Source organism: Parafrankia sp. FMc2 (genome assembly GCF_041008525.1).
Taxonomy (GTDB): Bacteria; Actinomycetota; Actinomycetes; order Frankiales; family Frankiaceae; genus Parafrankia.
Genome location: NZ_JBFLUG010000036.1, coordinates 1 through 25877 on the forward strand (window position 1 = coordinate 1; position 25877 = coordinate 25877).

At 73.1% G+C, this 25877-nt stretch carries 22 protein-coding genes and 1 riboswitch; all 22 genes read right to left on the reverse strand.

Going from position 1 to position 25877, the window contains the following annotated elements:
- Positions 1-658: 658 nt before the first annotated feature.
- Positions 659-1468, reverse strand: coding sequence for a DNA-3-methyladenine glycosylase (locus AB1460_RS14865; RefSeq protein WP_368961851.1), 810 nt, complete (start codon positions 1466-1468; stop codon positions 659-661).
- The gene (gene argH, locus AB1460_RS14870) at positions 1453-3066 is read right to left on the reverse strand and encodes an argininosuccinate lyase (protein WP_368961853.1); all 1614 of its coding nucleotides are present in this window, start codon (positions 3064-3066) and stop codon (positions 1453-1455) included. Before argH ends, AB1460_RS14865 begins: the two co-directional genes overlap by 16 nt.
- Positions 3063-4265 carry an argininosuccinate synthase gene (locus AB1460_RS14875; RefSeq protein ID WP_368961854.1) on the reverse strand — a complete coding sequence of 401 codons (1203 nt, stop codon included), beginning with the start codon at positions 4263-4265 and terminating at the stop codon, positions 3063-3065. The genes argH and AB1460_RS14875 overlap by 4 nt, the downstream gene beginning before the upstream one ends.
- A 164-nt stretch (positions 4266-4429) precedes the next feature.
- Positions 4430-5083 carry an arginine repressor gene (gene argR / locus AB1460_RS14880; RefSeq protein WP_368961855.1) on the reverse strand — a complete coding sequence of 218 codons (654 nt, stop codon included), beginning with the start codon at positions 5081-5083 and terminating at the stop codon, positions 4430-4432.
- Complete coding sequence (gene argF / locus AB1460_RS14885; RefSeq protein WP_368961857.1) at positions 5080-6033, reverse strand: ornithine carbamoyltransferase; 954 nt, start codon at positions 6031-6033, stop codon at positions 5080-5082. The genes argR and argF overlap by 4 nt, the downstream gene beginning before the upstream one ends.
- On the reverse strand, positions 6030-7259 hold the full coding sequence (locus tag AB1460_RS14890; RefSeq protein ID WP_368961858.1) for an acetylornithine transaminase: 1230 nt from the start codon (positions 7257-7259) through the stop codon (positions 6030-6032). Before AB1460_RS14890 ends, argF begins: the two co-directional genes overlap by 4 nt.
- The gene (gene argB, locus AB1460_RS14895) at positions 7256-8221 is read right to left on the reverse strand and encodes an acetylglutamate kinase (RefSeq protein WP_368961859.1); all 966 of its coding nucleotides are present in this window, start codon (positions 8219-8221) and stop codon (positions 7256-7258) included. Before argB ends, AB1460_RS14890 begins: the two co-directional genes overlap by 4 nt.
- Positions 8222-8283: 62 nt before the next feature.
- Positions 8284-9444, reverse strand: coding sequence for a bifunctional glutamate N-acetyltransferase/amino-acid acetyltransferase ArgJ (gene argJ / locus AB1460_RS14900; protein WP_368961861.1), 1161 nt, complete (start codon positions 9442-9444; stop codon positions 8284-8286).
- Between the two features lie 82 nt (positions 9445-9526).
- Positions 9527-10591 carry an N-acetyl-gamma-glutamyl-phosphate reductase gene (argC, locus tag AB1460_RS14905; protein ID WP_368961862.1) on the reverse strand — a complete coding sequence of 355 codons (1065 nt, stop codon included), beginning with the start codon at positions 10589-10591 and terminating at the stop codon, positions 9527-9529.
- Between the two features lie 371 nt (positions 10592-10962).
- Positions 10963-13521, reverse strand: coding sequence for a phenylalanine--tRNA ligase subunit beta (locus AB1460_RS14910; protein WP_420497273.1), 2559 nt, complete (start codon positions 13519-13521; stop codon positions 10963-10965).
- A gap of 16 nt (positions 13522-13537) precedes the next feature.
- On the reverse strand, positions 13538-14650 hold the full coding sequence (gene pheS / locus AB1460_RS14915) for a phenylalanine--tRNA ligase subunit alpha (protein WP_420497270.1): 1113 nt from the start codon (positions 14648-14650) through the stop codon (positions 13538-13540).
- A gap of 122 nt (positions 14651-14772) precedes the next feature.
- On the reverse strand, positions 14773-16110 hold the full coding sequence (locus AB1460_RS14920; RefSeq protein ID WP_420497271.1) for an ATP-binding protein: 1338 nt from the start codon (positions 16108-16110) through the stop codon (positions 14773-14775).
- A complete protein-coding gene (locus AB1460_RS14925) occupies positions 16107-17036 on the reverse strand; it encodes a TrmH family RNA methyltransferase (protein ID WP_368961866.1) in 930 nt (309 codons plus the stop codon). Before AB1460_RS14925 ends, AB1460_RS14920 begins: the two co-directional genes overlap by 4 nt.
- A gap of 19 nt (positions 17037-17055) precedes the next feature.
- Positions 17056-17436, reverse strand: a complete 381-nt coding sequence (rplT, locus tag AB1460_RS14930; protein ID WP_018635610.1) for a 50S ribosomal protein L20 — start codon at positions 17434-17436, stop codon at positions 17056-17058.
- A 73-nt stretch (positions 17437-17509) separates the two neighbouring features.
- Complete coding sequence (gene rpmI, locus AB1460_RS14935) at positions 17510-17704, reverse strand: 50S ribosomal protein L35 (protein ID WP_026310729.1); 195 nt, start codon at positions 17702-17704, stop codon at positions 17510-17512.
- 115 nt (positions 17705-17819) lie between these two features.
- Positions 17820-18368 carry a translation initiation factor IF-3 gene (gene infC, locus AB1460_RS14940; RefSeq protein ID WP_084131774.1) on the reverse strand — a complete coding sequence of 183 codons (549 nt, stop codon included), beginning with the start codon at positions 18366-18368 and terminating at the stop codon, positions 17820-17822.
- Positions 18369-18881: 513 nt separating this feature from the next.
- Positions 18882-19943, reverse strand: coding sequence for an SseB family protein (locus AB1460_RS14945; RefSeq protein WP_368961868.1), 1062 nt, complete (start codon positions 19941-19943; stop codon positions 18882-18884).
- Positions 19944-19989: 46 nt separating this feature from the next.
- Positions 19990-20880, reverse strand: a complete 891-nt coding sequence (locus tag AB1460_RS14950; protein WP_368961870.1) for a MinD/ParA family ATP-binding protein — start codon at positions 20878-20880, stop codon at positions 19990-19992.
- A 1209-nt stretch (positions 20881-22089) separates the two neighbouring features.
- Positions 22090-22587: a 6,7-dimethyl-8-ribityllumazine synthase gene (gene ribH / locus AB1460_RS14955; protein WP_368961872.1), complete on the reverse strand. Its 498-nt coding sequence runs from the start codon at positions 22585-22587 to the stop codon at positions 22090-22092.
- Positions 22584-24062 (reverse strand): bifunctional 3,4-dihydroxy-2-butanone-4-phosphate synthase/GTP cyclohydrolase II, encoded by a 1479-nt coding sequence (locus tag AB1460_RS14960; RefSeq protein ID WP_368961873.1) that lies wholly within the window; start codon positions 24060-24062, stop codon positions 22584-22586. Before AB1460_RS14960 ends, ribH begins: the two co-directional genes overlap by 4 nt.
- Positions 24062-24730 (reverse strand): riboflavin synthase, encoded by a 669-nt coding sequence (locus AB1460_RS14965; protein WP_368961874.1) that lies wholly within the window; start codon positions 24728-24730, stop codon positions 24062-24064. Before AB1460_RS14965 ends, AB1460_RS14960 begins: the two co-directional genes overlap by 1 nt.
- Before the next feature lie 128 nt (positions 24731-24858).
- Positions 24859-24989, reverse strand: a riboswitch (FMN riboswitch).
- 99 nt (positions 24990-25088) lie between these two features.
- The gene (rpe, locus tag AB1460_RS14970) at positions 25089-25805 is read right to left on the reverse strand and encodes a ribulose-phosphate 3-epimerase (protein ID WP_368961875.1); all 717 of its coding nucleotides are present in this window, start codon (positions 25803-25805) and stop codon (positions 25089-25091) included.
- Positions 25806-25877: the final 72 nt, after the last annotated feature.

Consider the following 25877-nt stretch of genomic DNA (forward strand, 5'->3'; position numbering starts at 1 on the left):
ATCGTCTATCATTGCCAAAGGAATTTCCCTACCATCACCAGAACACACAAGCCCTGGCCATGGACGGGGGTTAAAAAATATGGCACTGACTATTCGGTACGCTGTTGAGTTCTCAAGGAGCAGATGCGTTCTGGAACCGCGCCGCGAGACGCCGTATCCAGGCGATTTGCTTCGATCGGTCCGGTTCATCGCGATCCTCCCCTGAGGGGGGGGCGATCCGGCCCGGTGGGCCTCACCTTCCGGCTAGGCCCGTGTCCCGAGTGGAGCCACCCTGTTCGGTGTCTGCCGTGTCTCGCTGACAGACAGAACATTACGGGTGGATGTCGGGGGCAGTCAAATCAATCGGGTCCTAGATAGTGTGACCTATGTCACAGCAACGCAGAGAGAGCTTGACGGGGCTGTCTGGTATGGGAGGCTTGAGGTTCTGCGCTCGAACAGATGAGCGGGTCTGTAGTCGGCGTCCGCGCAGGCCAACGGCCCGTCGCCTGAAGTGGCCAGGCAAGGCCGAGCGGTGCTCCGGGCCCTCCCCATCGACGGTCGGCTCCCACCCCACCGCCAGGCCGCGGAGCCCGCGGGTCCCATCGAGGTCCAGATCGCCGGCCACCGTCCGGGCGGCCGCGCATCGCCCCTCGCCGCGATGTTCAGGGCTGGGTCGGTGCTACCGCGGGCGGACGAGCCGGGCTCTGCTGACCGAGGCCTCGCCCAGCAGCCACAGGCGGTAGGGAAGGTCGGTCCCGACGCGGATACCCACCCGTGGTCCCTGCCCGACCGCAGCGTCGTCGATCGGCGTGCCCTGGTGGATGGAGAGCGGCCCTGGGCCTGTCAGATCCGCGCCGGTGTACCCGCCGTCGACGCCGAGAGCCCGCGCGAAGCGGCCCGGACCACTGGCCCACCGGCGCAGCCCGGGGCCGGACGGCGGCGGGCCGTCCACCTTCGGCTCGATCCTGGGAGCCCCGGGGCCGGCCGCACCCGGCAGGTCCACGCGGCCAGCGGACCCCGACCGGGCCGGCGCATCGCGGCCGGTGATGTCCCGCTCCAGCCGGGACGGGCAGACACTCCCCGCCCGGATCAGAACCGCCGCAGCCGTGCCCTCCGGGCCGCACACGACGTTGAAACACCAGTGCATGCCGTACACGAAGTAGACGTAGGCATGTCCCGGCGGGCCGAACATCACGCGGCTGCGCGGCGTCGGGCCGCGGCGCGCATGCGAGGCCGGGTCGTCAGTCCCGCCGTAGGCCTCGACCTCGGTCACCCGCAACGCGACCGGCCCGTGCCGAACCGTCGCCCCGAGAAGATCACGGGCGACGGCCAGCACGGGCCGGTCGTAGAAGTGTCGGTCCAGCAGCCCGCCCGGAGGCGGGGCGGCGGACAGTGGTCCGCCGTGGGTGCCGGGCCCGGCGGGGCCGCCGCCGTCGGCATGCGGCCCCCGAGGATGGTCCTGAGGGGAGGTGCTCAGCTCCCCGCCCATGTCCGGTCCCGGTCCAGCACCGGCCCCAGCGCCTGGATCTGCTCACGGACCCGTTCCGGGGCCGTCCCGCCCGGCGCGGAACGGGCCTCCAGCGCGCCCCGCACCGAGAGCACGGTCCGCACGTCCGGCGTGAGCAGCGGGCTGATCACCGCGAGGTCGTCGTCGGACACCTCGTCGAGGTCCGCCTCGTGCGCCACGCACCAGGCGACCAGCTGGCCGACCGCCTCGTGCGCCTCCCGGAACGCCACCCCGTTGCGGACCAGGTACTCGGCGACGTCGGTGGCGAGGGCGAAGCCGTCAGGCGCGGCTGCCTCCAGCCGATCCCGGCGGACCCGCATCGTCGCGACCATCCCGGTCATCGCCGGCAGCACGACCAGGAGGGTGTCGACGGCGTCGAAGACCGGCTCCTTGTCCTCCTGCAGATCACGGTCGTACGCCAGCGGCAGGCCCTTGAGCGTCGTCAGCAACCCGGTGAGCGCCCCGATGAGCCGCCCCGACTTGCCCCTGGCCAGTTCCGCGATGTCCGGGTTCTTCTTCTGCGGCATGATCGAGCTGCCGGTGGCGAAGGCGTCGTCGAGCTCGACCCAGCCGAACTCCCGGGTCGTCCACAGGACGATCTCCTCGCCGAGACGGGACAGGTGCACTCCCGCCAGGGCGGCCACGAAGAGGAACTCGGCCGCGAAGTCGCGGTCCGAGACCGCGTCCAGGGAGTTCGCGAACGCCCGGTCGAAGCCGAGCTCAGCGGCCACCCCGGCCGGGTCGAGCGGCAGCGACGAGCCGGCAAGTGCACCGGCGCCCAGCGCGCTCACCGACGCCCGCCGGTCCCAGTCCCGCAGCCGCTCGGTATCCCGGGCGAAGGCGTGCACGTGGGCCAGGAGCTGGTGGGCAAACGAGATCGGCTGGGCGTGCTGCAGGTGCGTCATGCCCGGTGCCGGGGTGTCGACGTGCTGCTCCGCCAGGACGACAAGCGCGGTCGACAGCTCGGTGAGCCGCGCCGCGACCTGCCGCGCGTGGTCGCGCAGGTACAGCCGCAGGTCGGTGGCGACCTGGTCGTTACGGCTCCGCCCGGCGCGCAGCTTGCCGCCGAGCGCGCCGAGCCGTTCCAGCAGGCCCCGTTCGAGGGCGGTGTGGACGTCCTCGTCCTCGATGGTCGGCCGGAAGCGGCCCTGGGTGACCGCCTCCGACAGGTCGTCGAGCGCGCCGAGCATGGCGGTGAGCTCGCCCGCGTCGAGCAGCCCGGCTCGGTGCAGCACCCCGGCGTGGGAACGCGAGGCGAGCAGGTCGTACGGGGCCAGCCGCCAGTCGAACTGCACGCTGACGGACAGCCGGGCCAGCGCCTCGGCCGGGCCACCGGCGAACCGGCCACCCCACAGCCGCAACGGCGGCGCCCCGTCAGCGCTGGCGGACCCGAGGCCGGAGTCGAGCTCGTCCCGCTCACGGTCCGGCTCCGCGGCCCCGGCTCCGCCCGGCGCCGCGGTCGCGCCGGTGCCGCCCTGCTGCTGACCCGCCTCGTCCTGGGCCTGCCTGGAATCCATCTGTACCTGCTCCTTGTCGGACGGCGGACGGTCCTCCGCCGCCACCGACCCGGTCGACGTCATGGCTGCAGCCGCTGCTCTCTGGCCGCCCAGACCTTCGTGGGCAGCCCCCACAGCTCGATGAACCCGCGGGCGTCACTCTGGTCGAACTGGTCGCCCGCGTCGTAGGTGGCCAGTGCGTGGTCGTAGAGGCTGCCAGGGCTACGACGCCCGACCACCTGTGCGACCCCGCCGGCGAGGCGGATACGCACGTCGCCGGTGACACCGACGCTGGACGATTCCTCGAACGCGTCCAGGGCCGCCCGCAACGGGGAGTACCACAGGCCGTCGTAGACGATCTCGGCCCAGCGCTGGTCGACGCCGCGCTTGAAGCGGGCGATGTCCCGCTCCAGCGTGAGGTCCTCCAGGTCCCGGTGCGCGGTCAGCAGCGTGATCGCGGCCGGGCACTCGTAGATCTCGCGGCTCTTGATCCCGACCAGCCGGTCCTCGATCATGTCGATCCGGCCGACGCCCTGAGCCCCGCCCCGCCGGTTGAGCTCGGCGACGAGCTCGACGAGGGACAGCGGGCGCCCGTCGAGGCCGGTCGGCAGGCCGTCGGTGAACGAGATCGTGACCTCGTCCGCGGGGCGCGCGACCGTCGGGTCCGCGGTGTAGACGAACACGTCCTCCGGCGGCTGCGCCCACGGGTCCTCGAGGATGCCGCACTCGGCGGTGCGGCCCCACAGGTTCTGGTCGATCGAGTAGGGCGACTTCTTGGAGACGTCGATCGGCAGGCCGCGCTCCTCCGCGAAGGCGATCGCCTTGTCCCGGGTCATCCCGGAGTCCCGCACCGGGGCGAGCACGCGCAGGCCGGGGGCCAGCGCCATCACGCCGACCTCGAAGCGGACCTGGTCGTTGCCCTTGCCGGTGCAGCCGTGGGCGATCGCATCCGCGCCGTGCTGCCGGGCAGCCTCGACGAGATGCTTCACGATGATCGGCCGGGACAGTGAGGAAATGAGCGGGTAGCGGTCCATGTACAGCGCGTTCGACCGGATGGCCGGCGCGACGAAGTCGGCCGCGTACTCCTCCCGGGCGTCGACGACGATGGATTCGACGGCGCCGCAGGTGAATGCCCGTTGGCGGATCGCCTCCAGGTCCTCTCCGCCCTGGCCAACGTCGACGGCCAGGGCGATCACCTCGGCGCCCGTCTCGGCTCCGATCCAGCCGATGGCCACGGACGTGTCGAGGCCGCCCGAGTAGGCAAGCACGACGCGTTCGGTCACAGGGTCTCTCCTTAGTCCACGCAGTTCATACGCGCATGTGGTTCATGCCCGTGTTCGGGCTCGGTGCCTCATGCCTGGCACTCATGGCCAGCCCTCGTCGCCGGCTCCCCGTGACCGGCCTCGTGCCCCCGTGGCCGGACCCGCCTGGATCGACCCTCGGGCGCTCAGTACTCGTCCGCGGTCCCATCTCCGGCCTCGCCCCTGTCTGCCACCGTGGTTTCGTCGTCTCCCGCCGGGGGCGAGGTGCCGCCGAGACGCCACCGGCCCACCGACGCGGGCAGCGTGGCCGGTGCGGCGGCCGCCGTGTCCCGGGCCCGGCCGTCGGCCAGCGACAGCAGCCGTCCGGCGAACTGCGGGCCCACCGACGGGCCGTGCGGACCGTGCACCGCCCGGCAGACGACCAGGATCGTGTCGTCGCCGGCGATCGTCCCCATCACCTCCGGCAGGGCGGCGCGGTCGAGGGCGGAGGCGAACAGCTGGGCGGCCCCCGGCGGGGTGCGCAGCACGACGAGGTCACCGTTGGCCTCCGCCGAGACCAGGAGCTCCTCGCAGAGCCTGGCCAGTGGTATGCGCACGGTCTCCGCCGGTGCCAGGTTGACGTCCACCGTGTAGATGAGCACGCCTTCGGGCCCACGAACCTTGGTGGCGCCGATGTCCTCCAGATCCCGGGACAGGGTGGCCTGGGTGACCTGCACGCCCTCGGCGGAGAGCAGACGCGCCAGCTCCGCCTGTGAACGTACCGACCCGGCTGCGATCAGCGCCGCGAGACGCGCCTGCCGGGCGTGTTTCGTCAGCGGGGCGGCCGCGCGGATGGTCATCGGGAACCGACACCTGCCGCGGACTCGCCGAGCAGGAACGACAGCAGCGCCTTCTGGGCGTGGAGCCGGTTCTCCGCCTGGTCGAAGACCACCGAGCGGGGGCCGTCGAGCACGCCGGCGGAGATCTCGACGTCGCGGTGGGCGGGGAGGCAGTGCATGACGATCGCGTCCGGCCGGGCCGCCTCGACGGCCTTCTCGTCGAGGCGGTACGGCTGGAAGACCAGTGCCCGGGTCTCGGACTCGCCGTCCTGACCCATCGAGGCCCAGACGTCGGTGTAGAGCACGTCGGCGTCGGCGGCGGCCTCGTGCGCGTTGTGCATCACCAGCGCCTCGCCGCCGGTGACCGCGCCGATCTCGTTCGCCTGCCGAACCACCTGGCCGATCGGCTCGTAGCCGGGCGGCGAGGCGACATGGATGCGCATCCCGGCGAGGGCACCCGCGAGCATCAGCGAGTGCGCGACGTTGTTGCCGTCGCCGAGGTAGGCGAGGGTCAGACCGGCGAGCCGGCCGCGCAGTTCACGGATGGTCTGCAGATCGGCCAGCGCCTGGCAGGGATGCGCGTGGTCGGACAGTGCGTTGACGACCGGAACGGTGGCCGCGGCCGCCATCCGCTCGACTCGACTCTGCTCGAAGGTCCGGATCACGATGGCGTCGACATAGCGGCTCAGCACCGCGGCCGTGTCCTCGATCGTCTCCCCGCGCCCCAGCTGGGTCGAGGCGGAGTCGATCACGATCGGGTGGCCGCCGAGTTCGGCGACCGCCACGTCGAACGAAAGCCTGGTCCGGGTGGACGGCTTCTCGAAGATCAGTGCCACCGACCGGCCATCGAGGGGGCGCGGGCCCGACCCACGCTGGCGGCGCGTCGCCTTGAGCTGGTCGGCGAGGTCGAGCAGGGCGGCCTGCTCGGACGAGGTCAGGTCCGTGTCGAGCAGGAAGTGTCGAGCCGTCATGCGCTGACCTTAGAGCTTCTGCCCTGCTTACCACCGTCTTCGTCGCCGGCCCGAGCTGCCAGGACCTGCGCGGTGAGACCCGGCAGTGCCGAGACGAAGGCGTCGACGTCCGCGGTGGTGAGCACCAGGGGCGGCGCGAGCCGGACCGAGTCCGCGGAGACCGCGTTCACCAGGAAGCCCGCCTCGCGTGCAGCAGCCTCCAGCTCGCCGGCGTACGGGCCGCCCAGCTCGATCGCGAGCCACAGCCCGGAGCCGCGGACCCCGGTGACGCCGGGAGCACCGGCGGTGAGGATCCCGTCCCGCAGCGTCCCGCCCAGCGCGACCGCGTGGTCGAGCAGGCCCTCGGCGGCGATCGTGTCCAGAACGGCGAGGGCGGCGGCGCACACGACCGGGCCGCCCCCGAAGGTGCTGCCGTGGTCGCCGGGGCGTAGCAGGTGACCGGCCGGCCCGATGCCGATGCAGACACCGATCGGCAGCCCGCCGCCCAGCCCCTTGGCAAGGGTGATCACATCCGGCACGACACCGGCGGTCTGGTGCGCGAACCAGGCGCCGGTACGCCCGATGCCGCTCTGGACCTCGTCGAACACCAGCAACGCTCCATGCGCGTCACAGGCGGCACGGGCCGCGGCGAGATATCCGGCCGGGGGTGGGACCACGCCGGCCTCACCCAACGTGGGCTCCAGGAAGACCGCCGCGGTGCGCTCGCTGACCGCCGCGGCCAAAGCCTGCGCATCCCCGTACGGCACGAAGCGCACGCCGGGCAGCAGCGGCTCGAAGGGGGCCCGCTTCCCGGCCTGGCCGGTGATCGACAGGGCACCCATGGTCCGGCCGTGAAAGGCACCCTCGGCCGCGATGATCTCGGACCGGCCGGTCCGACGGCTGATCTTGATGGCGGTCTCGTTCGCCTCGGCGCCCGAGTTGCAGAAGAAGGCCCGCCCGTCGACGCCGAGCAGCTCGATCAGCCGCTCGGCCAACAGGACCTGGGGGGTGTTCACGTACAGGTTCGACGTGTGGCCCAGGGTGTCGAGCTGGGCGACGACCGCGGCCCGCACCGCCGGGTGACAGTGGCCGAGAACGCTCACCGCGACGCCCGCGATCAGGTCGACGTACTCCCGACCGTCGGCGTCCCACACATGGGCGCCGGCCCCACGGGTCAGCGCGATCGACGGGCGGCCGTAGGTCGCCATGACGACGGCGTCGCGACGGTCGAGCAGGTCGGCGTTCACGTTTCTCCTCCGATGATGTCCGCCGCTCCCGGGTCGCCGGCGCCTGACGGCTGCCCGGCCGGCCGGTCGGGTCGGATCAGGGTGCCGATGCCCTCGTCGGTGAAGACCTCCAGCAGCACCGCGTGGGGGACCCGCCCGTCGAGCACGTGGGCCTGCGGCACGCCGCCCGCAACGGCGCGCAGGCAGGCCTCCATTTTCGGGATCATGCCTGATGAGAGGGACGGCAGGAGCCGCTCCAGCTCGCCGACGGTCAGCTCGCTGATCACTTCGTCGCTCGCCGGCCAGTCCGCGTAGAGACCCTCGACGTCGGTGAGCACGACAAGCTTCGTCGCGCCCAGCGCCAGGGCCAGCACCGCGGCCGCGGTGTCCGCGTTGACGTTGTAGACGCCGCCGTCCAGACCGCGTGCCACCGAGGCGACGACCGGCACCTTGCCCGAGTCGAGCAGGGCGTTCACGGTCTCCGGCTGAACCCTGACCACGTCGCCGACGAGGCCGACGTCCACCTCCTCGCCGTTGACCAGCGCGGGCCGGCGGCGGGCGGTGAACAGGTTCGCGTCCTCACCCGACAGGCCGACAGCGAACGGGCCGTGGTTGTTGATCAACCCGACAACGTCCCGGTTGACCTGGCCGACGAGCACCATCCGGACCACGTCCATGGTCTCCGGCGTGGTCACGCGGAGACCGCCGACGAAGGTCGAGGCGACGCCCAGCCGCTCGAGATGTGCGGTGATCTGAGGGCCGCCGCCGTGCACGACCACGACCCGGATCCCGGCGTAGCGCAGGAAGACGATGTCCGCCGCGAAGGCCTCCCGCAGCTCCGGGCGGGTCATCGCGTTCCCGCCGTACTTGATCACCATGGTCGCGCCGTGGAAGCGGGACAGCCAGGGAAGCGCCTCGATCAGCACGGTCGTCTTGGTCAGGGCGGCGTGCCGGCGGGCCCGCGCCGCCGCACCACGAGTCATCGGGACGGTCCCGGTCGCCGGGGAAGCCGCTCCGGCAGAGAGGTCCGCGTTCAGGTCGGCGCTCACGTCGAGTACGCCGAGTTCTCGTAGACGTAACCATCCGTGAGGTCGTTCGTCCGGACCGTCAGCTCGGCGTCACCCGCGTGCAGGTCCGCGACGATGCTGATCTCCCGGCCGGAGAGGTCGACCAGGTCCCGGGAGTCGCCCGGGGCGCCCGCCCGGCACACCTGGATGCCGTTCATGCTGACGTCCAGCTGGTCGGGTTCGAAGGCGGCGGCCGTGGTGCCGATCGCCGCGAGGACCCGGCCCCAGTTCGGGTCCTTGCCGTAGAGCGCGCACTTGAGCAGGTTGTTCCGCGCGATCGCACGCCCTACCTCGAGCGCATCCGGCTCGGAGGCCGCTCCGGTCACCGTGATCGAGATGGTCTTGGTGGAGCCCTCCGCGTCGCCGAGCATCTGGCCGGCCAGGTCGTCGCAGACGGCGGTGACCAGCCCGGTCAGCTCGGCCTCCGGCAGGCTCTGCCCGGATGCGCCCGAGGCGAGCAGCAGCACCGTGTCGTTCGTCGACAGGCAGCCGTCGGAGTCGACGCGCTCGAACGTCGTCCGGCAGGCCTCGCGGAGGACCCGGTCGAGCGTCGCCGCGTCGGCGACGGCGTCGGTGGTGACGACCACGAGCATCGTCGCCAGGGACGGCGCCAGCATCGCCGCACCCTTGCCCATGCCGCCGACCGTGACGACCCCGCCCCCTGAGCTGGTCCGGACGGCCTGTTTGGACACGGTGTCCGTGGTGCGGATCGCCTCGGCTGCGAGGCCCCCACCCGTGGCGGACAGCTCGCCCGCAGCCCGGGTGACCCCGGGGAGCAGCTGGTCCATCGGCAGACGGACGCCGATCAGACCGGTCGAACAGACCGCGACCTCACCCGCACCGACGCCCAGGGCCGCGGCGACATGCTCGGCGGTGGCGTGGGTGTCGGCGAAGCCGGCCGGACCGGTGCAGGCGTTCGCGCCGCCGGAGTTGAGCACGACCGCCCGCAGGCGCCCGTCGGTCAGCACCTGGCGGGTCCACAGCACGGGCGCCGCCTGGACCCGGTTACGGGTGAACACTCCCGCGGCGGCAGCATCGGGACCGTCGTTGACGACGAGCGCGACGTCCGGGCGCCCGGACGGCTTCAGCCCGGCTGCGACGCCGGCAGCCCGAAAGCCCTGGGCGGCGGTGACGCTCATTCCTGGTCTCCTTCCCCGTGCGCCGCCGGCCCGGCGGCCCTGACGGGCGAGGGCAGTGAGGCGGTGCCCACGGCCACGGCTGTCACGGCGCCATGCCCTGGGCGCTGAGACCGGTGGTCTCCGGCTGGCCGAGCATGAGGTTGGCGCACTGGACCGCCTGGCCGGCGGCCCCCTTCGTGAGGTTGTCGATGGCGGCCACGACGACGACCCGGCCGGCCTCGGCGTCCACCGTCGCCTGCAGGTGCACACAGTTGCTGCCCAGGGTCGACGAGGTGCGCGGCCAGCGGCCGGCGGGCAGTACCCGCACGAACGGCTCGCCGTCGTAGAAGGCTCGCAGGATGCCGGTGATCGTCTCGGCGTCCGCACCGAGCCCGGTCCCCAGGTCGTCGCCGGACACGATCTCGGCGGACGGTCGGGCGGTGCAGGTGGCCAGGATGCCGCGTGGCATCGGCGCCAGCACCGGCGTGAAGGACATCGAGACCGGGGAGCCCGCGTACCGGTTGAGCGTCTGGACGATCTCGGGTCGGTGCTGGTGGCTACCGACCTTGTACGCGGTCAGGTCGCCCATGACCTCGCTGCCGAGGAGGTTGGTCTTCGCCGACCGGCCCGCTCCGGACGTTCCGCTCGCGGCGACGACCACGAGGTCGGACGGGTCGACGGCACCGGCCGCGACGAGCGGCACAAGCGCGAGGCTGACCGCTGTCGGGTAGCAGCCGGGTGCGGCGACCCGGTTGCTGACCCGGATCTCCTCCCGAGCCCCGGGTAGCTCCGGCATCCCGTAGGTCCAGGTGCCGGCGTGCTCGCCGCCGTAGGCCCGCTGCCAGGCCCGCGGGTCGTGCAGGCGGTGATCAGCACCGAGGTCGACGACCCGAATCCCGGCCGGCAGCGTCGCCGCGACCGCGGCCGACTGCCCGTGCGGGAGTGCGAGGAACACGATGTCGGCGCTGGTCTGGGCCAGCGCCTCCGTATCGACGAAGACGCGCCCCTCAAGATCGGGAAGGTGGGGATGGACATCCGTCACCGCCACCCCGGCGGACGTGTTCGCCGCCAGATCACCGATCTCGATACCGGGATGGCCGAGCAGCAGCCGGAGCAGCTCCCCGCCGCCGTACCCGCTAGCGCCCGCCACCGCCGCAGTCACACCCATGACTGAGAATTTATACACAGACCCCTATGAAGATTCAAGCCCCTGGTCGCGAACCCGGGAAACACCGAGAGCGGCCACGGGCGATCGCGCCACGACGATCGGAGGTCGGCCAGCCCGCGCCGGATGCCGGATGACCGACCGGCCGGATGCCGGCCAGCCGTCGTGCGCACGCCGGCGGAAGCGCCGACCGTTACCGACTTGTTACTCCAAAGTAAATGACAGGGCGGGACGCACCGGGCAGACTCAGATAAACACCACTCCAGGACAACGTCGTCCCGGAGCGGAAACGGGTCGGGGTGGGCGCCTCTGCAGGCACCCACCCCGATCTCCTCCGCCCCGCGCCGCCGGCCGTGCCGGGCCGCGACTCACTCTCAGCCGCGCAGCACCGCTCCCGTGCGGCTGGCGGCCTCGGCCACCGCCGCGTCCCGGACCTCGTTGGCCTCCGCAGCCGTCAGCGTGCGGTCCGCGGCACGGAGGCGGAGCCCGAAGGCGAGCGAACGGCGTTCGGGCCCGACCTGGTCGCCCTCGTAGACGTCGAAGAGCGACAGCGACTCCAGCAGCTCCCCGGCACCGGCCCGCAGTGCCCCGGTCACCGCGGCGACGGGCACGTCGGTTCCGGTCACCAGGGCGACATCGCGATCAGCGGGCGGGAAGGTGGAGATCGCCGGAGCGGTCACCGCCGGCCGTTCCAGCGCGGCGGCGACAAGCGCGTCGAGGTCGAGTTCCATGGCGCACGACCGGGGTGGCAGCCCGGTGGCGCCGAGGACGCGCGGGTGCAGCTCCCCCGCGTGCCCGACGACCCGGCCGTCGATCGACAGCTCGGCGCAGCGGCCCGGATGCCAGGGCATCGCGCTCCCGGCCCCGACGGTGAGCTCCACGCCGAGCGCGGCCGCGACGCTGTGCGCGCCGGCCAGGGCGTCACTCCAGTCGGCCGCGCGGCCCGGCCCCCACCAGCCGGCTGGTTCACGCCGGCCGGTCAGGACCGTTGCGACCTGCCGCGGCTGGACGGGCAGCGCACCATCCAGCGCGTGGATCTCCGCCTCGCTGGGGCGGCGGTCGACCGGCGGGGTCACCGCCGCGGCCGGGACGGTCGCCAGTTCGCGGAAGACCAGCCCGCATTCGAACAGGGCCAGATCCGCCTGGCCGCGCCCGAGGTTGCGACCGGCCGCCGCGATCAGCCCCGACAGCAGGGTGGTGCGCAGGTACGAGGCGTCCTGAGCGATCGGGTTGGCGACCTGGACGGCGGCCCGACGCTCGTCACCCGCGGGCAGGCTCAGCAGGTCGGCGGCATCCTCGGCGACGAACGGCAGCGTCAGCACCTCGACGTAGCCGTCGGCGGCGAGTGCCCGCCCGACCGCGCGCCGCATCCGCTGCGGCTCCGTCAGACCCCGCCCAGCCGGCAGCAGCGGCAGGGTCACCGGGATCGTGTCGTACCCCTCCAGCCGCACCACCTCCTCGACGAGATCCGCGGGACGCGCCAGGTCCGGCCGCCAGGACGGCACCGTGACCAGCACCGCCCCCGGCGCACCGGGATGCCTCGACGCGCCGGCGGGGCCGGACGGCTCCGGATCCGACGAGTCGGCGAGGCCGGGCGCGTCGACGACGGAGGCGCCCACGTCGGCGAGCCGACGCCGGATCACCTCCACCGGGTAGGGACGTCCCGCGAGCCGCTCGGGCTCGCCCAGCGGGAACAGGACCGTCACCGCCGGCGGCCGGTGATCGATGTCGGTGGCCCCGGGCTCGGCAGCGGCCCGCGCCAGTTCGACCAGCAGATCGACGGCCCGCTGGGCGGCGACCGGCGCGAGCGCCGGATCGACCCCCCGCTCGAAGCGCCGGGACGCCTCGGAGCTCAGCCGGTGCCGACGTGCGGTCCGGGCGACCGTGATCGGGTCGAAGTGGGCCGACTCCAGCACGATGTCGGTGGTCGCCGCGGAGATCTCCGTCGCGGCGCCGCCCATCACCCCGGCCAGCGCGACCGGGCCGGAGTCGTCGGCGATGACCAGGTCCTCGGGGTCGAGAACACGGTCCACCCCGTCGAGGGTGACCAGGCGCTCCCCCGCCCGGGCTCGCCGCACGACGATGGTGCCGGACAGCTTGGCGCGGTCGAAGGCGTGCAGCGGCTGGCCGAGGCCCACCATCACGATGTTGGTCACGTCGACCGGTACGGAGATCGGGCGCATCCCGGCCAGCGAGAGGCGGCGGCCCCAGCTCAGTGGCGTCCGGGCAGCCGGGTCGACGCCGCTGACGGTCCGCGCGACGTACCGGTCGCAGGCGGCGGTGTCCTCCACCCGTACCGGGTAGCCGGCGCCGGCCGGCGGGGTGTCCCCCCGGCCGGGGTCGTCGAAGGGCAGCCCGAAGGCGGTCGCCGCCTCGCGGGCGATGCCCCGCACGGACAGGCCGTAGCCGCGGTCCGGGGTGACGGCGATGTCGAGGACCTCGTCACCGACATCCAGCAGCTCGTTGACGTCCGCCCCGATCGGGGTGTCCGGCGGCAGCACGAGGATGCCGCCGTGGTCGTCGCCCAGCCCGAGCTCGCGCGCCGAGCAGATCATCCCCTCGCTGAGGTGACCGTACGTCCTGCGTGCAGTGATCTCGAACCCACCGGGCAGCACGGCGCCGGGCAGTGCCACCGGCACCCTGTCGCCGACCTCGAAGTTGAACGCGCCGCAGATGACTCCGCGGACCCCGGGCACCGCCGCCGCGCCGCCGGCCGCGGGGTCGTCGAGCTCGGCGACCCGGACCTGGCACCAGCGGACGTCCTTCTTCTTCGTCGTGACGATCTCGATGGCCACGACCTCACCGACCACCACGCCCGCCAGATCGGAGCCGACGGTCTCCAGGCCCTCGACCTCGAAACCGGCCCGGATCAGCGCCTCGGCGACGGCCTTCGCCGGCGGCAGCGGCCCCACGACCTCACGCAGCCATGACATCACGATGCGCACCGGGTCAGCCCTCGCTTCCGAACGGCAGGCCGAACCGGACGTCGCCGTCGACGAAGTCCCGGATCTCCCGCACGTCATGCCTGGTCATCGCGGCACGTTCCAGGCCCATCCCGAAGGCGAAGCCGCTGTAGCGGTCGGGGTCGACCCCGCAGGCCCGCAGCACGTTCGGGTCGACCATGCCGCAGCCGCCGGCCTCGATCCAGCCCTCGTCGGAGCAGACCCGGCAGGGCTGGCGGCCGGCGTCGCCATGGCAGGCGAAGCACTGGACGTCGAGCTCCGCGGACGGCTCGGTGAAGGGGAAGAACGACGGCCGCAGCCGGGTCGACAGGCCCGAGCCGAAGAGCGCCCGGGCGAACACCTCCAGGGTGCCGCGCAGGTCGGCCATGGTGATGCCCTCGTCGACGGCCAGGCACTCGAGCTGCCCGAACACCGGGGAGTGCGTCGCGTCGATCGTGTCGTTGCGGTAGGTACGCCCGGGGCAGACCACGTACACCGGCAGCGGACGTGCCAGCAACGAGCGGATCTGGACCGGCGAGGTGTGCGTGCGCAGCAGCCGACCCGACCCCTCCGGCGCGACGTACAGCGTGTCGTGCTCGCTGCGGGCGGGATGGTCCGGCGCCATGTTGAGCGCCTCGAAGTTGAACCAGTCGTGCTCGACCTCAGGGCCTTCGGCGACCTCGTAGCCCATGGCCACGAAGACGTCGGTGAGCCGGTCGGAGAGCAGCGTCAGCGGGTGTCGCGCGCCGCGGCGGCGCCGGTCCACGGGCAGGGTGACGTCCACCCGCTCGGCGATGAGGATCTCGGCGTCACGACGCTCGGTGAGCTCCGCGAGCCGGGCCTCGTAGGCGGCACGAACCGTGCCGGTCGCGGCGTTGTGCGCCCGACCGGCCTGCGCGCGGTGCTCGCGCGGGAGCGAGCCCAGCTCGCGGCGGGCAAGCGCCAGCGGCGCGGACTGGCCGTCCACGTTCGCGGTGCGCACCGCGGCCAGCGCGTCCAGGCTGTCCGCCGCGGCGATCGCGGCAAGCGCCGCGGCCACGTCACGATCCAGCCGGTCCGGTTCCAGGGCACCGAGATCCACGGGATCAGCGGTCTCGTTGGGGGCGGGCACGATGATCATCCTCATCGGTGGGCGGGCGGGCCGGCATGGCCCGCCCGAACGGTTGGGTCGGTTCTCCCGGGGCGCCCGCCGGTGATGCGTCGCGTGGTCTCAGCCGCACGTGGCCGCAGCCAGACGTGGTCTCAGCCGAACACGGGCCCACCGGCGGGCAGGAAAAATCGGAACTCCGCGCCGCCGTGCGGTGCTCTTCCGACCGAAATCGTGCCGCCGTGCGACTCGATGAGCGCCTTGGCGATGTAGAGGCCGAGACCCGTGCCGTTGCCGCGGCTCGCGCCGCGCCAGAACTTGGCGAACACCCGGATGGCGTTGGCCTCCGGAACTCCCTCGCCCTCGTCGGTGACCGTCACCTCGGCGCCTGTCGGCGTCCCGCTCAGCACGACGGTCACAGTACCCGCGCCGTGGCGCAGCGCGTTGTCGATGAGGTTGTGGAGGACCTGATCGATCTTGTCGGGATCGACCCACATCTCGGGCAGCTCGCCCTCCATGCGGACGTCGAACCGCTCCGCCGCGGCCGAGCCGGCTGCGATCTTTCCCTCGACGACACGCCGGACGGCCGCCCGCATGTCGACGATCTGCTTGCGGATCTGCACCCGGCCGGCGTCGATGCGGGAGACGTCCAACAGTTCGGTGAGCAGCCGGGTGACCCGGTCCGCGTCGGTGTTGACGGTGTTGAGCATGAGCTTCTTCTGCTCGTCGGTGAACCGGTCCCACCGGGCGAGCAGCGTGGCGGTGAACCCCTTCACGCTGGTCAGCGGTGAGCGAAGCTCATGGGCGACCGTGGCGATGAGATCCGCCCGGTTGCGTTCGATCCGCTCCCTGCTCACCGTGTCCCGCAGGCAGACCGCGACCCGGACGAGAACGCCCTCGGCCCGGGTGAAACGGGCGGTGACGTTGAAGTCGTGATCGGCGACGGGACCGGCGTAGGTCAGCCGGCGCTCGGGCTGCCCGGTCACCCGCGGCAGCTCGCGACTCGGCCGTGAGCACTCCCACCAGTCGTTGCCCCGCTCGTCGAGCAGAGGCATGACCTCGGTGACGTGCCGCCCCACCGCCTGCCCGGCGGCCAGCCCCGTCACCTTCGACGCGGCGAGATTGAACATCTCCACGGTGCCGGTGGCGTCGGTGACGACGACCGGGTCGGGCAGCAGGTCGAGGGTGGCCGGAGAAAGCACGTCCACCGACTCCTCCGTGGTCTCGGACTCACCGGTTCCGGGTGCGCCGTGCGCCCCGGTCGCGCCGTCGTTCTCAGGTATGCCGTCGTGGTCAGGTGTGCCGTGGTGGTCAGGTGTGCCGTGGTGCACGGTGACGCCGTCCTGCCCGGCAGGGCGCTCGCTCCCCGGGCCGCCGTGCCCCTGAGTCGCCTCGTGCTCCGGAGTCACCGAGTGGCCCGGGGCCGCCACGGGCTCCGGTACCGGATGCCCGGGGACAGCGTGCCCAGGTGTGGACGCGACGATGCGCGTCAATGCGCCCCACCTCCCCTGACACCGGACGTCGCGGACCCCACAACCCGCTGCGCCCGCGCTGACGCATACAGGCACAGTGCCGACGCAACCGCAAGATTCAGTGACTCGGCCTGACCGTACACCGGCACCCGCACCGCCGTGTCCGCGGACGCCACCGTCCGCGCCGTGAGGCCCCGGGCCTCGTTACCGAAGATCCAGGCCGTCGGCACCGCGAGAATGCCCTCGGACGCCAGGTCGTCGAGATCGCGGGCCGCACGGCCGGACGTGGCGAGGACCCGGCACCCGGCCTCGCGCACCGCCGCCACGGCCGCGAGCGCGTCCTCGGCCACCACCACCGGCAGATGGAAGATGCTGCCGGCCGAGGCCCGGACGCACTTGCCGCCGAACGGGTCGACACTGTCTCCGACGAAGACCACGGCGTCGGCACCGGCCGCGTCCGCCGAGCGGATCACCGTGCCGGCGTTCCCCGGGTCGTTCGCACCCTCGCAGATCGCGACCAGCCGGGGCCTGCCCAGATCGGCGAGCCGGTGCCCGGGAAGCTCGGCGACACCGACCAGCCCCTGCGGCGTCACCGTCTCCGACAACGCCGCCGCCGCCGCGTCCGTCACGAGACGGACCGGGACATCCGTCCCGGCGATCAGCTCCGCGTGCCGCACGGCCGCCGACTCACCGACGAACAGTTCCACCAGGGCGCCGGCGACCAGTGCCGCGGTGACCGCCTGGGCGCCCTCGACGAGGAACAGGCCCTCGTCGCGGCGTGCCGCCACGCGCCGTAGCCGGCGGGCGGCGGCGACCCGGGCGGAGCGGATGCCATCCGGCTGTCCGGGAGAGGCTGCCGCGGGCCGGACACCCGTGCCGCCGGGGCGCCGGCCGGCAGCGGATGCCGGCCGGCCCGCGGAGTGGCCCTGCGGACGGCGTGACGTCACCGGCCGGCGCCAGAGACTCTCAGGCCGCCGAGGTCTCGGCCGCCGCCGGCAGCGCGGCGCGCGCGACCTCGACGAGAGCCGCGAAGGCGGCCGCGTCGTTGACGGCGAGATCGGCGAGGATCTTGCGGTCGACCTCGACCCCGGCCAGGCGCAGGCCCTGGACGAACCGGTTGTAGGTCATGCCGTTCGCCCGGGCGGCGGCATTGATCCGAGTGATCCACAGCTGCCGGAAGTCGCCCTTGCGCGCGCGACGGTCCCGGTAGGAGTAGGTCATCGAATGGAGCATCTGCTCCTTGGCCTTGCGGTACAGCCGGGACCGCTGACCCCGGTAGCCGCTGGCGGCCTCGAGGACCTCGCGGCGCTTCTTCTGGGCGTTGACCGCCCGCTTCACGCGTGCCATGAGGGCACCTGTCTCCTTCGTTCGTTAGCCTCCGGCCCGCGCACCGCCCAGGACGGCTGCCGGGCCGGAGCTGTCAGCGGGACAGCAGGCGCTTGATGCGCCGATCGTCCGCGGAGCTCACCACGACCTCGTCGTACAGCCGCCGGGTGCGCCGGCTCGACTTGTGCTCGAGCAGGTGGGCACGGTTGGCGCGCCTGCGCATCACCTTGCCGGTCCCGGTGACGCGGAACCGCTTCCCGGTCCCGGTGTGGCTCTTCATCTTGGGCATGATCGTGTCCCTGTGGTGAGTGCGGGTGCGCGCCTGGGCGCGCCTGTTCCAGGTACCCGTACCGCTGGGTACCTGTGCCGCCGGACACGTCGTTCGACGTGTCCGGCGCCGTGGCCTAGACCTGGGCAGGCTCCGGCAGCCGTTGCGGCTTGGCCCCCTTGTGCGGGGCCATGACCATTGTCATGTTCCGCCCGTCCTGCTTGGGCTGGGCCTCGACATAGCCGAGATCGGCGACGTCGGTCGACAGCCGCTGCAGCAACCGGATGCCGAGCTCGGGCCGTGACTGCTCACGGCCACGGAACATGATGGTGATCTTGACCTTGTCGCCGGCCTTGAGGAAGCGCACGACGTGACCCTTCTTGGTCTCGTAGTCGTGCGGATCGATCTTCGGTCGGAGTTTCATCTCCTTGATGACCGTCTGGACCTGGTTCTTGCGAGCCTCGCGACGCTTCTGGTCGGACTCGTACTTGAACTTGCCAAAGTCCATCAACTTGCAGACCGGCGGACGGGCGGTCGGCGCCACCTCGACGAGGTCGAGGTCAGCCTCCTGCGCCAAGCGCATGGCCTCGCCGATGGAGACGATGCCGATCTGCTCACCCTCCGCACCGACGAGGCGAACCTCCGGGACGCGGATCCGGTCATTGATACGTGACTCTGTGCTGATGTGCTTTCCTCCGTGGCTCGACGCGCGGGCACGACCTCACCGCAGCGGAGCACCAAGCCCGGGACATCCCAGACTCCCGGCCGACATGCCGTGGGAACGGCTCGGCCGACCGGCGACCCGGCTACCGCACGCCAACCGCCTGGGCTGGCGACCGGCCGGATCTACTCCGACGGCGGTAACGGGTGGAGGGCGAACCCCCGCTTTGACCTGGTGACCGGCCCGAACGCCGCTCGGGCCCGATGCCCCGAAAGGGACATACCGTACCCGAGAACGCCGTTACGACCTGCCACCAGGTGGTCTGCAGCCCAGCGTAGCAGAGCTCCGTGGAAGGGACGATCAACAGCGCCGGTCGGGCCCGCGCCAGGCGGCACGTCGGCCCGGCCCGGCGCGGTGCCACGGCCGGCGTTCACCCGCCTGCCCGGCGGGCAGACGCACCGGGACTGCACCCGCGACAAGCCCATGAACAGTCGCGACGCCGGGCACACCCCCACCGCCAGAGACCACACGCGACTACTACCGCGGCCCCGGCCGCCGCAGTGCGAAGCGTCGCGGCGGCCGGACACCCCGCCCCAGATGCGCCCGTACCGCCGGCACCTCGGTGGGGTCGACGACGAGCACCGCGGCCGCCATCTCCTCGGAACCCTGACCGTCATCGGCCCCGGCTACCGCCCCGCGAACGACGGGCGCCTCGATCACCAGACGCAACCGCCGCACGATCTCCGCGGTCGCCTCGTCGACGCCGTCCATCGTGTCGACCCCGCCCACCGCGCCGTCCACCGCGCCCGCCGCGGCACTGCTCGCGGCACCTGCGGCCGTGCCGCTCACCGCCACGGCGAGCACCGGGCGTGCCGCCTGTTCCCGCCCGGCCGGCGGCGCGAGTTCCGCCGGCCAGACCTCTGTGGCCGCCGGCAGGCCGGCCAGCGCCGCCCGGATCCGCCGCCGCCCGCGGGCACCCAGCGGCACGGGGCGGGGACGGAGCAGGCCACCACCCGTGTCGTCCGCGACGACCACCTCGTCCAGGCCGTCCGCTCCGGCCATCGCCACCGCCCCGGTCGCACCTCGGCCACGGGCGGCTCCGACACTGTCCGTCGCGGAGGAGGAGATCCACATCCCCTCGCCACGCCCGAACGGCCGCGGGATCCGGTAGCCGGCACCCCCGGAGCCCTCCCCGGCGGTCGGGCGGACATCCAGCGTGACCGGAGCTGGCCCACCCAGGTCGATCACCACCGCCGCCAGGCCCATCCGGACGGCTTCCGCGCACGCGTCCGGCAACGTCACCGCGACCGGGCGCACGGACGGGCGCCAGGCGGCCATCACATCCACCGCACTGAAGACAGGCAGCGCCCCGGAGCCGGATGGTGTACGCAGGGTTACCAGAACCATGTCGCTCTGCTTGTCCGCGCCGGTCACCACATCGGTCGCCAACGACCGCGCCTCGACGCCGACGAAAACCCGCGCACCCGGCAGCGCCGCGGTGAGCGCCGATCGGTCACCCGAGCGCAGCGCCGCCAGCAGAGCGGAGTCGGCGCGGCCGTCATCACCCTGCCCGGGTGGCGTCAGCAGGTCAGGAGACATCGCATCGACTGTAGTGCCTTCCGGTCAGGGCCTCGCACGACGTCCGTCACCCGTCGGGGGGATCCACCGCGACCGCCAGTTCCTCGAAGGCCGCGCGGGTTCGACGGCGAAGACGCTGCCAGTCAAGGGCTCGGCCGTCGGTGAGCCCGGGGTCGAACGGGACGGTCACCGTATGGCGGACCCGCGCGGCAACATCGTCCAGCCGCTGCCGGGCTGTCCGGGTGAGCCGGGTCGGGTAGGTCTCCACCACCGCCAGCACCGCGGAGGCCTGCAGGTCGGCGCGCCCGGCCGCGGCCAGCGCGGTGAGGGCGTGGTCCGCCGCCGCCAGGTCGGCCTCCCCGGCACGGCTCGCCAGAACGACCAGGTCACTGCGGGCGAGCAGGGTTGCGGGTACCGGCTGGCTCCACCCGGGCGGGCCGTCCGCGATCACGACTCGGAACCAGCGGGCGAGCAGGCCGAGCGCCGCCGCCAGCTCCTCCCCGGTCAGGCCCGGAGCGGCGAGGTCGTGCACCCCGCCGAGCACCTCCAGCCCGCCAGGACCGTCGGCGCTCAGATAGCGCCGCACATCGGTCAGCGACTCCACCGGTGGCCGGGCGGTCACCAGCTCACGGACCCCGCTCCCCCGCGCCCGCAGTCCGACCCGCTGGGTCAGCATCCCGTACTGGTCCGGGCAGGCGTCGACGGCGGCGACCCGCGCCTGACCGCGCGCCACCAGCGCCAGGCCGAGGCCCGCGGCCACCGTCGTGCGGCCGCCACCCCCGCCGAAGCCTCCCACCAGCACGCGGCGGGCGGGCGCCACGTCACTGCGGGCGACGGGGAGCGCCGCCGGAGCGGGCACCGGCAGCCGGCCGGGCACCGCCACAGCCGACGGCCCGGGAGCCGTGACCGGCCCGACCAGCTCGGCCGGCCCCGCCGGCCCCGCCGGCACGGTCGGCACGGTCGGAGTCGGGGAGGTCGAACCTGTCGGGACGGCCGCATAGCCCGTGGTCGGGGCGCCCGCGGGCAACGCTGGCGGTCGAGCCGCGGGCGATGGGTGGGTTGGCAGCGACCCGAACGAGACGCTGTGCTCCCAGCCGGAAGCCGAGGCCGGGTCCGGTCCTGGCCCTGGGCCCAGGGCCGGTGCCGCGTTCGGGTTCGGGTTCGGCGCCGGAACGTCGGGTACCCACCCACCGCCCCGGCGCGGGTCCGGCCCGGAGGCGCCAGGCGGCACGTCCGCCACCTGCGGCCGGGCAGGCGCGGCAGGTGCCGGAGCGACGGGCGCCGGAGCGACGGGCGCGGGCGAGACCGGCGCAGCGGGTCGCCGGGAAGCAGGCGGCGGCGCTGGCGGGCGCGCCGGCCCGGCAGGCGCCGAGGAGGGCGCTGAAGGCGGTGGAACGGGCGGGACGCCGGGCACTGGGGCGCGGGCGGGGCCGGGAGCAGAGACGGGGGCGGTGTTGCGGCGCACGGCCGGCGGGCCCGGTGGCGAATCCCCGCGGGTCGCGGGTTCGGGCCGCTGTGCGCGGGGGCGGCTGCGGGCCTGGCGGCGGCTGACCGTGGCGCGACCGGGCTGGGTCTCCTGACTCATCCGCATCCCCAGCAGCGAGACCGGGCGGGCATCGCCCTCGGCGTCGGCTTCCGGACCGGGGCCGTCGCCCGTGTCCGGCTCCCCCGGCCCCGATCCGGATTCCGCGTCGTAGCGCTCCCAGGCCGCGGCCCCGGGATCGGACCGTTCGGAGCCGGAGCCGGAGCCGCGGGAGGACACCCCGGCGGCCCCGTCACGTTCAGATCCGTGGCCCGTCACCTGCATGTGCCCACCCCATGTGTCGACCGTCGAAAGATCGGCACGCCGGTGGATCCCCCCGTCCACCGCCGGCCGGCCTGTCGCACCGGAACCTCGCATGAGGTGACGCGGGCTCGGTGGGCCCCCCTCGACCCACCACCGCGACCACCGTGCGGCCACCGTACGCCCCGACCGGCGCCCACCTGCGCGGACCCCGCACCGCGCGAGGTCACCGATACGGTTCGAAACCACACTCTCGCGGATGGTACGGCGTCACAAGTACGCCAGGCCGGCAGAACTGTGACCACGGTGTTACAGCCACACCCGGCCCACCGGTGGGCCACATCCGGACTGCCGGCCTGGCGGTCGCGGTCGGACAGAACCTGGTCAGGCGAAGCCGGCCGTGGTGCGCGCGGCGAGGCCGCGCAGGACGACGGCTGTGTCCAGAGCGGCCAGGGTGGCCTCGCGCCCCTTGTCCTCCGCCGAACCGGGCAGACCGGCCCGGTCCCTGGCCTGCTCCACCGTGTCGCAGGTCAGCAGCCCGAAACCGATCGGCACACCGGAGTCGAGAGTGACCCTCGCCAGGCCGTCGGTCACGAACCTGCAGACGTAGTCGAAGTGCGGCGTGCCACCGCGGATCACCGCGCCGAGCGCGACCACCGCGTCGTGGCGGGACGCCAGCGCGGCGGCCACCACCGGCAGCTCGATGGCACCCGACACCCGGACCACGGTGGGCGCGTGCGGCACCCCGGCGTCCTTGGCCGCACGCAGCGCGCCTCCGAGCAGCGAGTCGGTGATCTCCGCGTGCCACCGGGTGGCGACGATCGCCAGGGTGAGGCCACCGGCGTCGGGAAGCTCCTCCGCCGGCGCGCCCGCCCCGCTCATCGGGCCTCCTCGCAGGCCCGGTCGTCGGCGCGGTCCGCACGATCCGCCCTGCCGGCACCGGCACCGGCACCGGTCACGGACCAGGGCCGAGCCTCAAGGGCGCCGTTCCCGTGCGGATCTCCCCCGACGGCCAGCGGAAGACCCGGCAGGTCGTGGCCCATCCGGTCGCGCTTGGTGGTCAGGTAGCGCAGGTTCTCCGGCGTGTGCGCCACCGGCAGGCCGACCAGCCCCACCACACGCAGGCCGTACAGCTCCAGCCCGGCCCGCTTGGTCGGGTTGTTGGAGAGCAGCCGCAGCCCGTGGACACCGAGGTCCAGCAGGATCTGGGCGCCGGTGACGTAGTCCCGGGCGTCGGCTGGCAGTCCGAGGGCGAGGTTCGCGTCGACGGTGTCGTGGCCGGCGTCCTGCAGCTGGTAGGCGCGCAGCTTGTCCAGCAGGCCGATGCCGCGTCCCTCGTGGCCCCGCACGTACAGCACGACACCGCGGTCCTCGGCCGCGACCGCGCGCAGCGCCGCGTCGAGCTGGTTGCCGCAGTCGCAGCGCCGGGAACCGAAGACATCCCCGGTGAGGCACTCGCTGTGCACCCGCACCAGGACGTCCTCGCCGTCGCCGACCTCACCCCGGACCAGGGCGATGTGCTCGACACCGTCGAAGGTGTCCCGGTACCCCACCGCGCGGAACACGCCGTGCCGGGTCGGGATCTGGGCCTCCGCCATCCGCTCGATGCGTGGCTCCGTCCGGCGGCGGTAGGCGACGAGGTCGGCGATCGAGATGAGTGCCAGGTCGTGCTCCTGGGCGAAGACCGTCAGCTCCGGCAGGCGGGCCATCGTGCCGTCCTCGTTGACGATCTCGCAGATCGCCCCCACCGGGCGCAGACCGGCCAGCCGGGCGATGTCCACCGCGGCCTCGGTGTGGCCGGGCCGGCGCAGGACTCCGCCCTCCCGCGCGCGCAGCGGGAAGACGTGGCCGGGACGGGTGAGGTCACCGGGCTCGGTGGCCGGGTCGGCCAGCAGCCGGATCGTGCGCGCCCGGTCGGCCGCGGAGATGCCGGTGGAGACGCCGGTCCGGGCATCCACCGAGACGGTGAACGCGGTGCGCATCCGGTCGGTGTTCTGCGGCACCATCTGGTCGAGCTCGAGCCGGTCGACCTCGGCGGGGTCGAGCGGGACGCAGACGACACCGGCCGTGTGCCGGATCATGAACGTGAGCAGCTCCGGCGTCGCGGCCTCGGCCGCGAAGATCAGGTCGCCCTCGTTCTCGCGGTCCTCGTCGTCGACGACGACGATCGGGCGGCCGGCCGCGATCTGGGCGATGGCCTCCTCGATCGTGGCGAACGGTGTCCGCCCGCCATCGGCGGGCTGCAGGGTCGGGTCCTCCTCCGGCCGGCGGGCCTGCGGAGCGTGAGCGGTCGCCGTCACGGAGGTGGCGGTCGGCTGCGAGGTGGCCGCGGAGTCGCCGGCCAGGTATGTGGTCATCAATGTGATCCGTTCAGATCCGCGTGGAGCTTCTCGACGTACTTGGCCAGGACGTCCACCTCGATGTTGACCTTGTCGCCGACCGCGCGGCTCCCCAGCGTGGTGTCGGCCAGGGTGGTCGGAATGAGGCTGACGGTGAAGCTTGCGGGCTCGGCGCCGGCCGCCGGCCGGACGTCCACGACAGTCAGGCTGACGCCGTCGACCGTCACGGAGCCCTTCTCGACGAGATAGCGGTCCAGCCGCGGTGGCAGCGCGATCCGAACCACCTCCCAGTGCTCGGCGGGCGCCCTTTCCAGGACGACGCCGACCCCGTCGACGTGGCCCTGGACCAGATGCCCGCCGAGGCGGTCGGAGAGGCGGACGGGGCGCTCGAGGTTCACCCGGTCACCCACGGCAAGGTCGCCGAGGGAGGACCTGTTCAGCGTTTCGAGCATCACGTCGGCGGTGAACATTCCCGCCGCAGCCGGCGGAGCCGCCGGCGCGTCTCCGGGGCTGTCAGGGGGACGAGCGAAGGAGGTCACGGTGAGACACACCCCGTTGACCGCGACGGAGGCTCCGTACGTCACGTCGTCGAGGACACCTCGACACTCGACGGTCAGCGACGCCGCGTCCTGCCGCGGTTCGATCGCGGTCACCACGCCGAGTTCTTCGACGATGCCGGTGAACATCCGATCCCGCACCTTCCGGTCCCGGCAGCACGTCCAGGACACAGAAGAATCACGCGGGTCCGAGTTGGCACGCTGGCGCCAACCCACGCCGGGACGGCCCAGTCGCACGGTCGACACGGCGGTGCCCCGCGCGCGTCCTCCCATCCGGACTTTCACCGTCGGTCCCGGAATTCCACCAGGTCCACCGGCCACCACGAGGGTGGACGGGTCGCGGACTGTCACCGCCGGCTCGGAGTTTCACCGACCCCGGAGCGCGCGTGCATTTGTCAGTACGCGTTCAAGTGTGGCATACGGACGCTGCGGACGCTCGGGCCGGCGACCGTAATCCTCGTCATTCTCCGGCCCGGACCCGCCTGGGTCAGGGCCTCGGGGACGCCTGCTGGGTCCATGCGGCTCCGCCGGTCAGCCGCGGTGCGGCGGCCACCGCCAGCGCACGCAGCGACTCGACCGCCGCCGCCGGGTCGTCCAGACCGAACACCGCGGTTCCCGCCACGAAGACGTCCACCCCGGCCTCGGCGGACCGCTCGATGGTCTCCCTGTTGACCCCGCCGTCGATCTGGAGCCACAGGTCCAGCCCGCGTTCGTCGATCAGCCGGCGGGCCGCGGCGATCTTCGGCAGGACCTCGTCCATGAAGCTCTGGCCGCCGAAGCCCGGCTCGATGGTCATGAGCAGCAGCAGGTCGAAGCGGTGCAGATCGTCGAGGTAGTGCTCGACCGGCGTCGCCGGCTTCACCGCCAGGCCGGTGCGCGCGCCGGCGGCCCGGATCGCGTCGGTGGTGCGGGCGATGTCATCGACGGCCTCGGCGTGGATTGTCACGTTCGCCGCGCCGCGCTCGGCGAAGCCCGGTGCCCACCGGTCCGGATCGTCGATCATCAGGTGGCAGTCGAGCGGGGTTTCGGTGACCGCGCGCAGCGCGTCCACCGTGTCCGGGGAGAACGCCAGGTTGGGCACGAAGTGGTAGTCCATGACATCGACATGCAGCCAGTCCGCGTGCCCGTCGACGGCACGGGCCGCGTCCGCGATCCGCCCGAAATCGGCGGCGAGCATGCTGGGATAGATCTGCGCGAGTGCCACGTCGCGAGCGTATCCAGGAGCGCCGCGCGCCGTGGCGACGCGGTGAGCCGGAACCCGGCCCGGCAGCCCGGC

Excerpts from the sequence above, each read along its gene's own strand:
- argF (WP_368961857.1), bottom strand. The coding sequence starts at position 6,033 with ATGACGGCTCGACACTTCCTGCTCGACACGGACCTGACCTCGTCCGAG.
- argJ (WP_368961861.1), bottom strand. The coding sequence starts at position 9,444 with ATGAGCGTCACCGCCGCCCAGGGCTTTCGGGCTGCCGGCGTCGCAGCC.
- rpmI (WP_026310729.1), bottom strand. The coding sequence starts at position 17,704 with ATGCCCAAGATGAAGAGCCACACCGGGACCGGGAAGCGGTTCCGCGTC.
- pheS (WP_420497270.1), bottom strand. The coding sequence starts at position 14,650 with ATGATCATCGTGCCCGCCCCCAACGAGACCGCTGATCCCGTGGATCTC.
- ribH (WP_368961872.1), bottom strand. The coding sequence starts at position 22,587 with ATGAGCGGGGCGGGCGCGCCGGCGGAGGAGCTTCCCGACGCCGGTGGC.
- argR (WP_368961855.1), bottom strand. The coding sequence starts at position 5,083 with ATGACCATCCGCGCGGCCGCCCCGCTGACGAAACACGCCCGGCAGGCG.
- AB1460_RS14865 (WP_368961851.1), bottom strand. The coding sequence starts at position 1,468 with ATGGGCGGGGAGCTGAGCACCTCCCCTCAGGACCATCCTCGGGGGCCG.
- rplT (WP_018635610.1), bottom strand. The coding sequence starts at position 17,436 with ATGGCACGCGTGAAGCGGGCGGTCAACGCCCAGAAGAAGCGCCGCGAG.
- argB (WP_368961859.1), bottom strand. The coding sequence starts at position 8,221 with ATGACTCGTGGTGCGGCGGCGCGGGCCCGCCGGCACGCCGCCCTGACC.
- argC (WP_368961862.1), bottom strand. The coding sequence starts at position 10,591 with ATGGGTGTGACTGCGGCGGTGGCGGGCGCTAGCGGGTACGGCGGCGGG.
- AB1460_RS14960 (WP_368961873.1), bottom strand. The coding sequence starts at position 24,062 with ATGACCACATACCTGGCCGGCGACTCCGCGGCCACCTCGCAGCCGACC.
- AB1460_RS14945 (WP_368961868.1), bottom strand. The coding sequence starts at position 19,943 with ATGTCTCCTGACCTGCTGACGCCACCCGGGCAGGGTGATGACGGCCGC.
- AB1460_RS14910 (WP_420497273.1), bottom strand. The coding sequence starts at position 13,521 with ATGTCATGGCTGCGTGAGGTCGTGGGGCCGCTGCCGCCGGCGAAGGCC.
- argH (WP_368961853.1), bottom strand. The coding sequence starts at position 3,066 with ATGACGTCGACCGGGTCGGTGGCGGCGGAGGACCGTCCGCCGTCCGAC.
- AB1460_RS14965 (WP_368961874.1), bottom strand. The coding sequence starts at position 24,730 with ATGTTCACCGGCATCGTCGAAGAACTCGGCGTGGTGACCGCGATCGAA.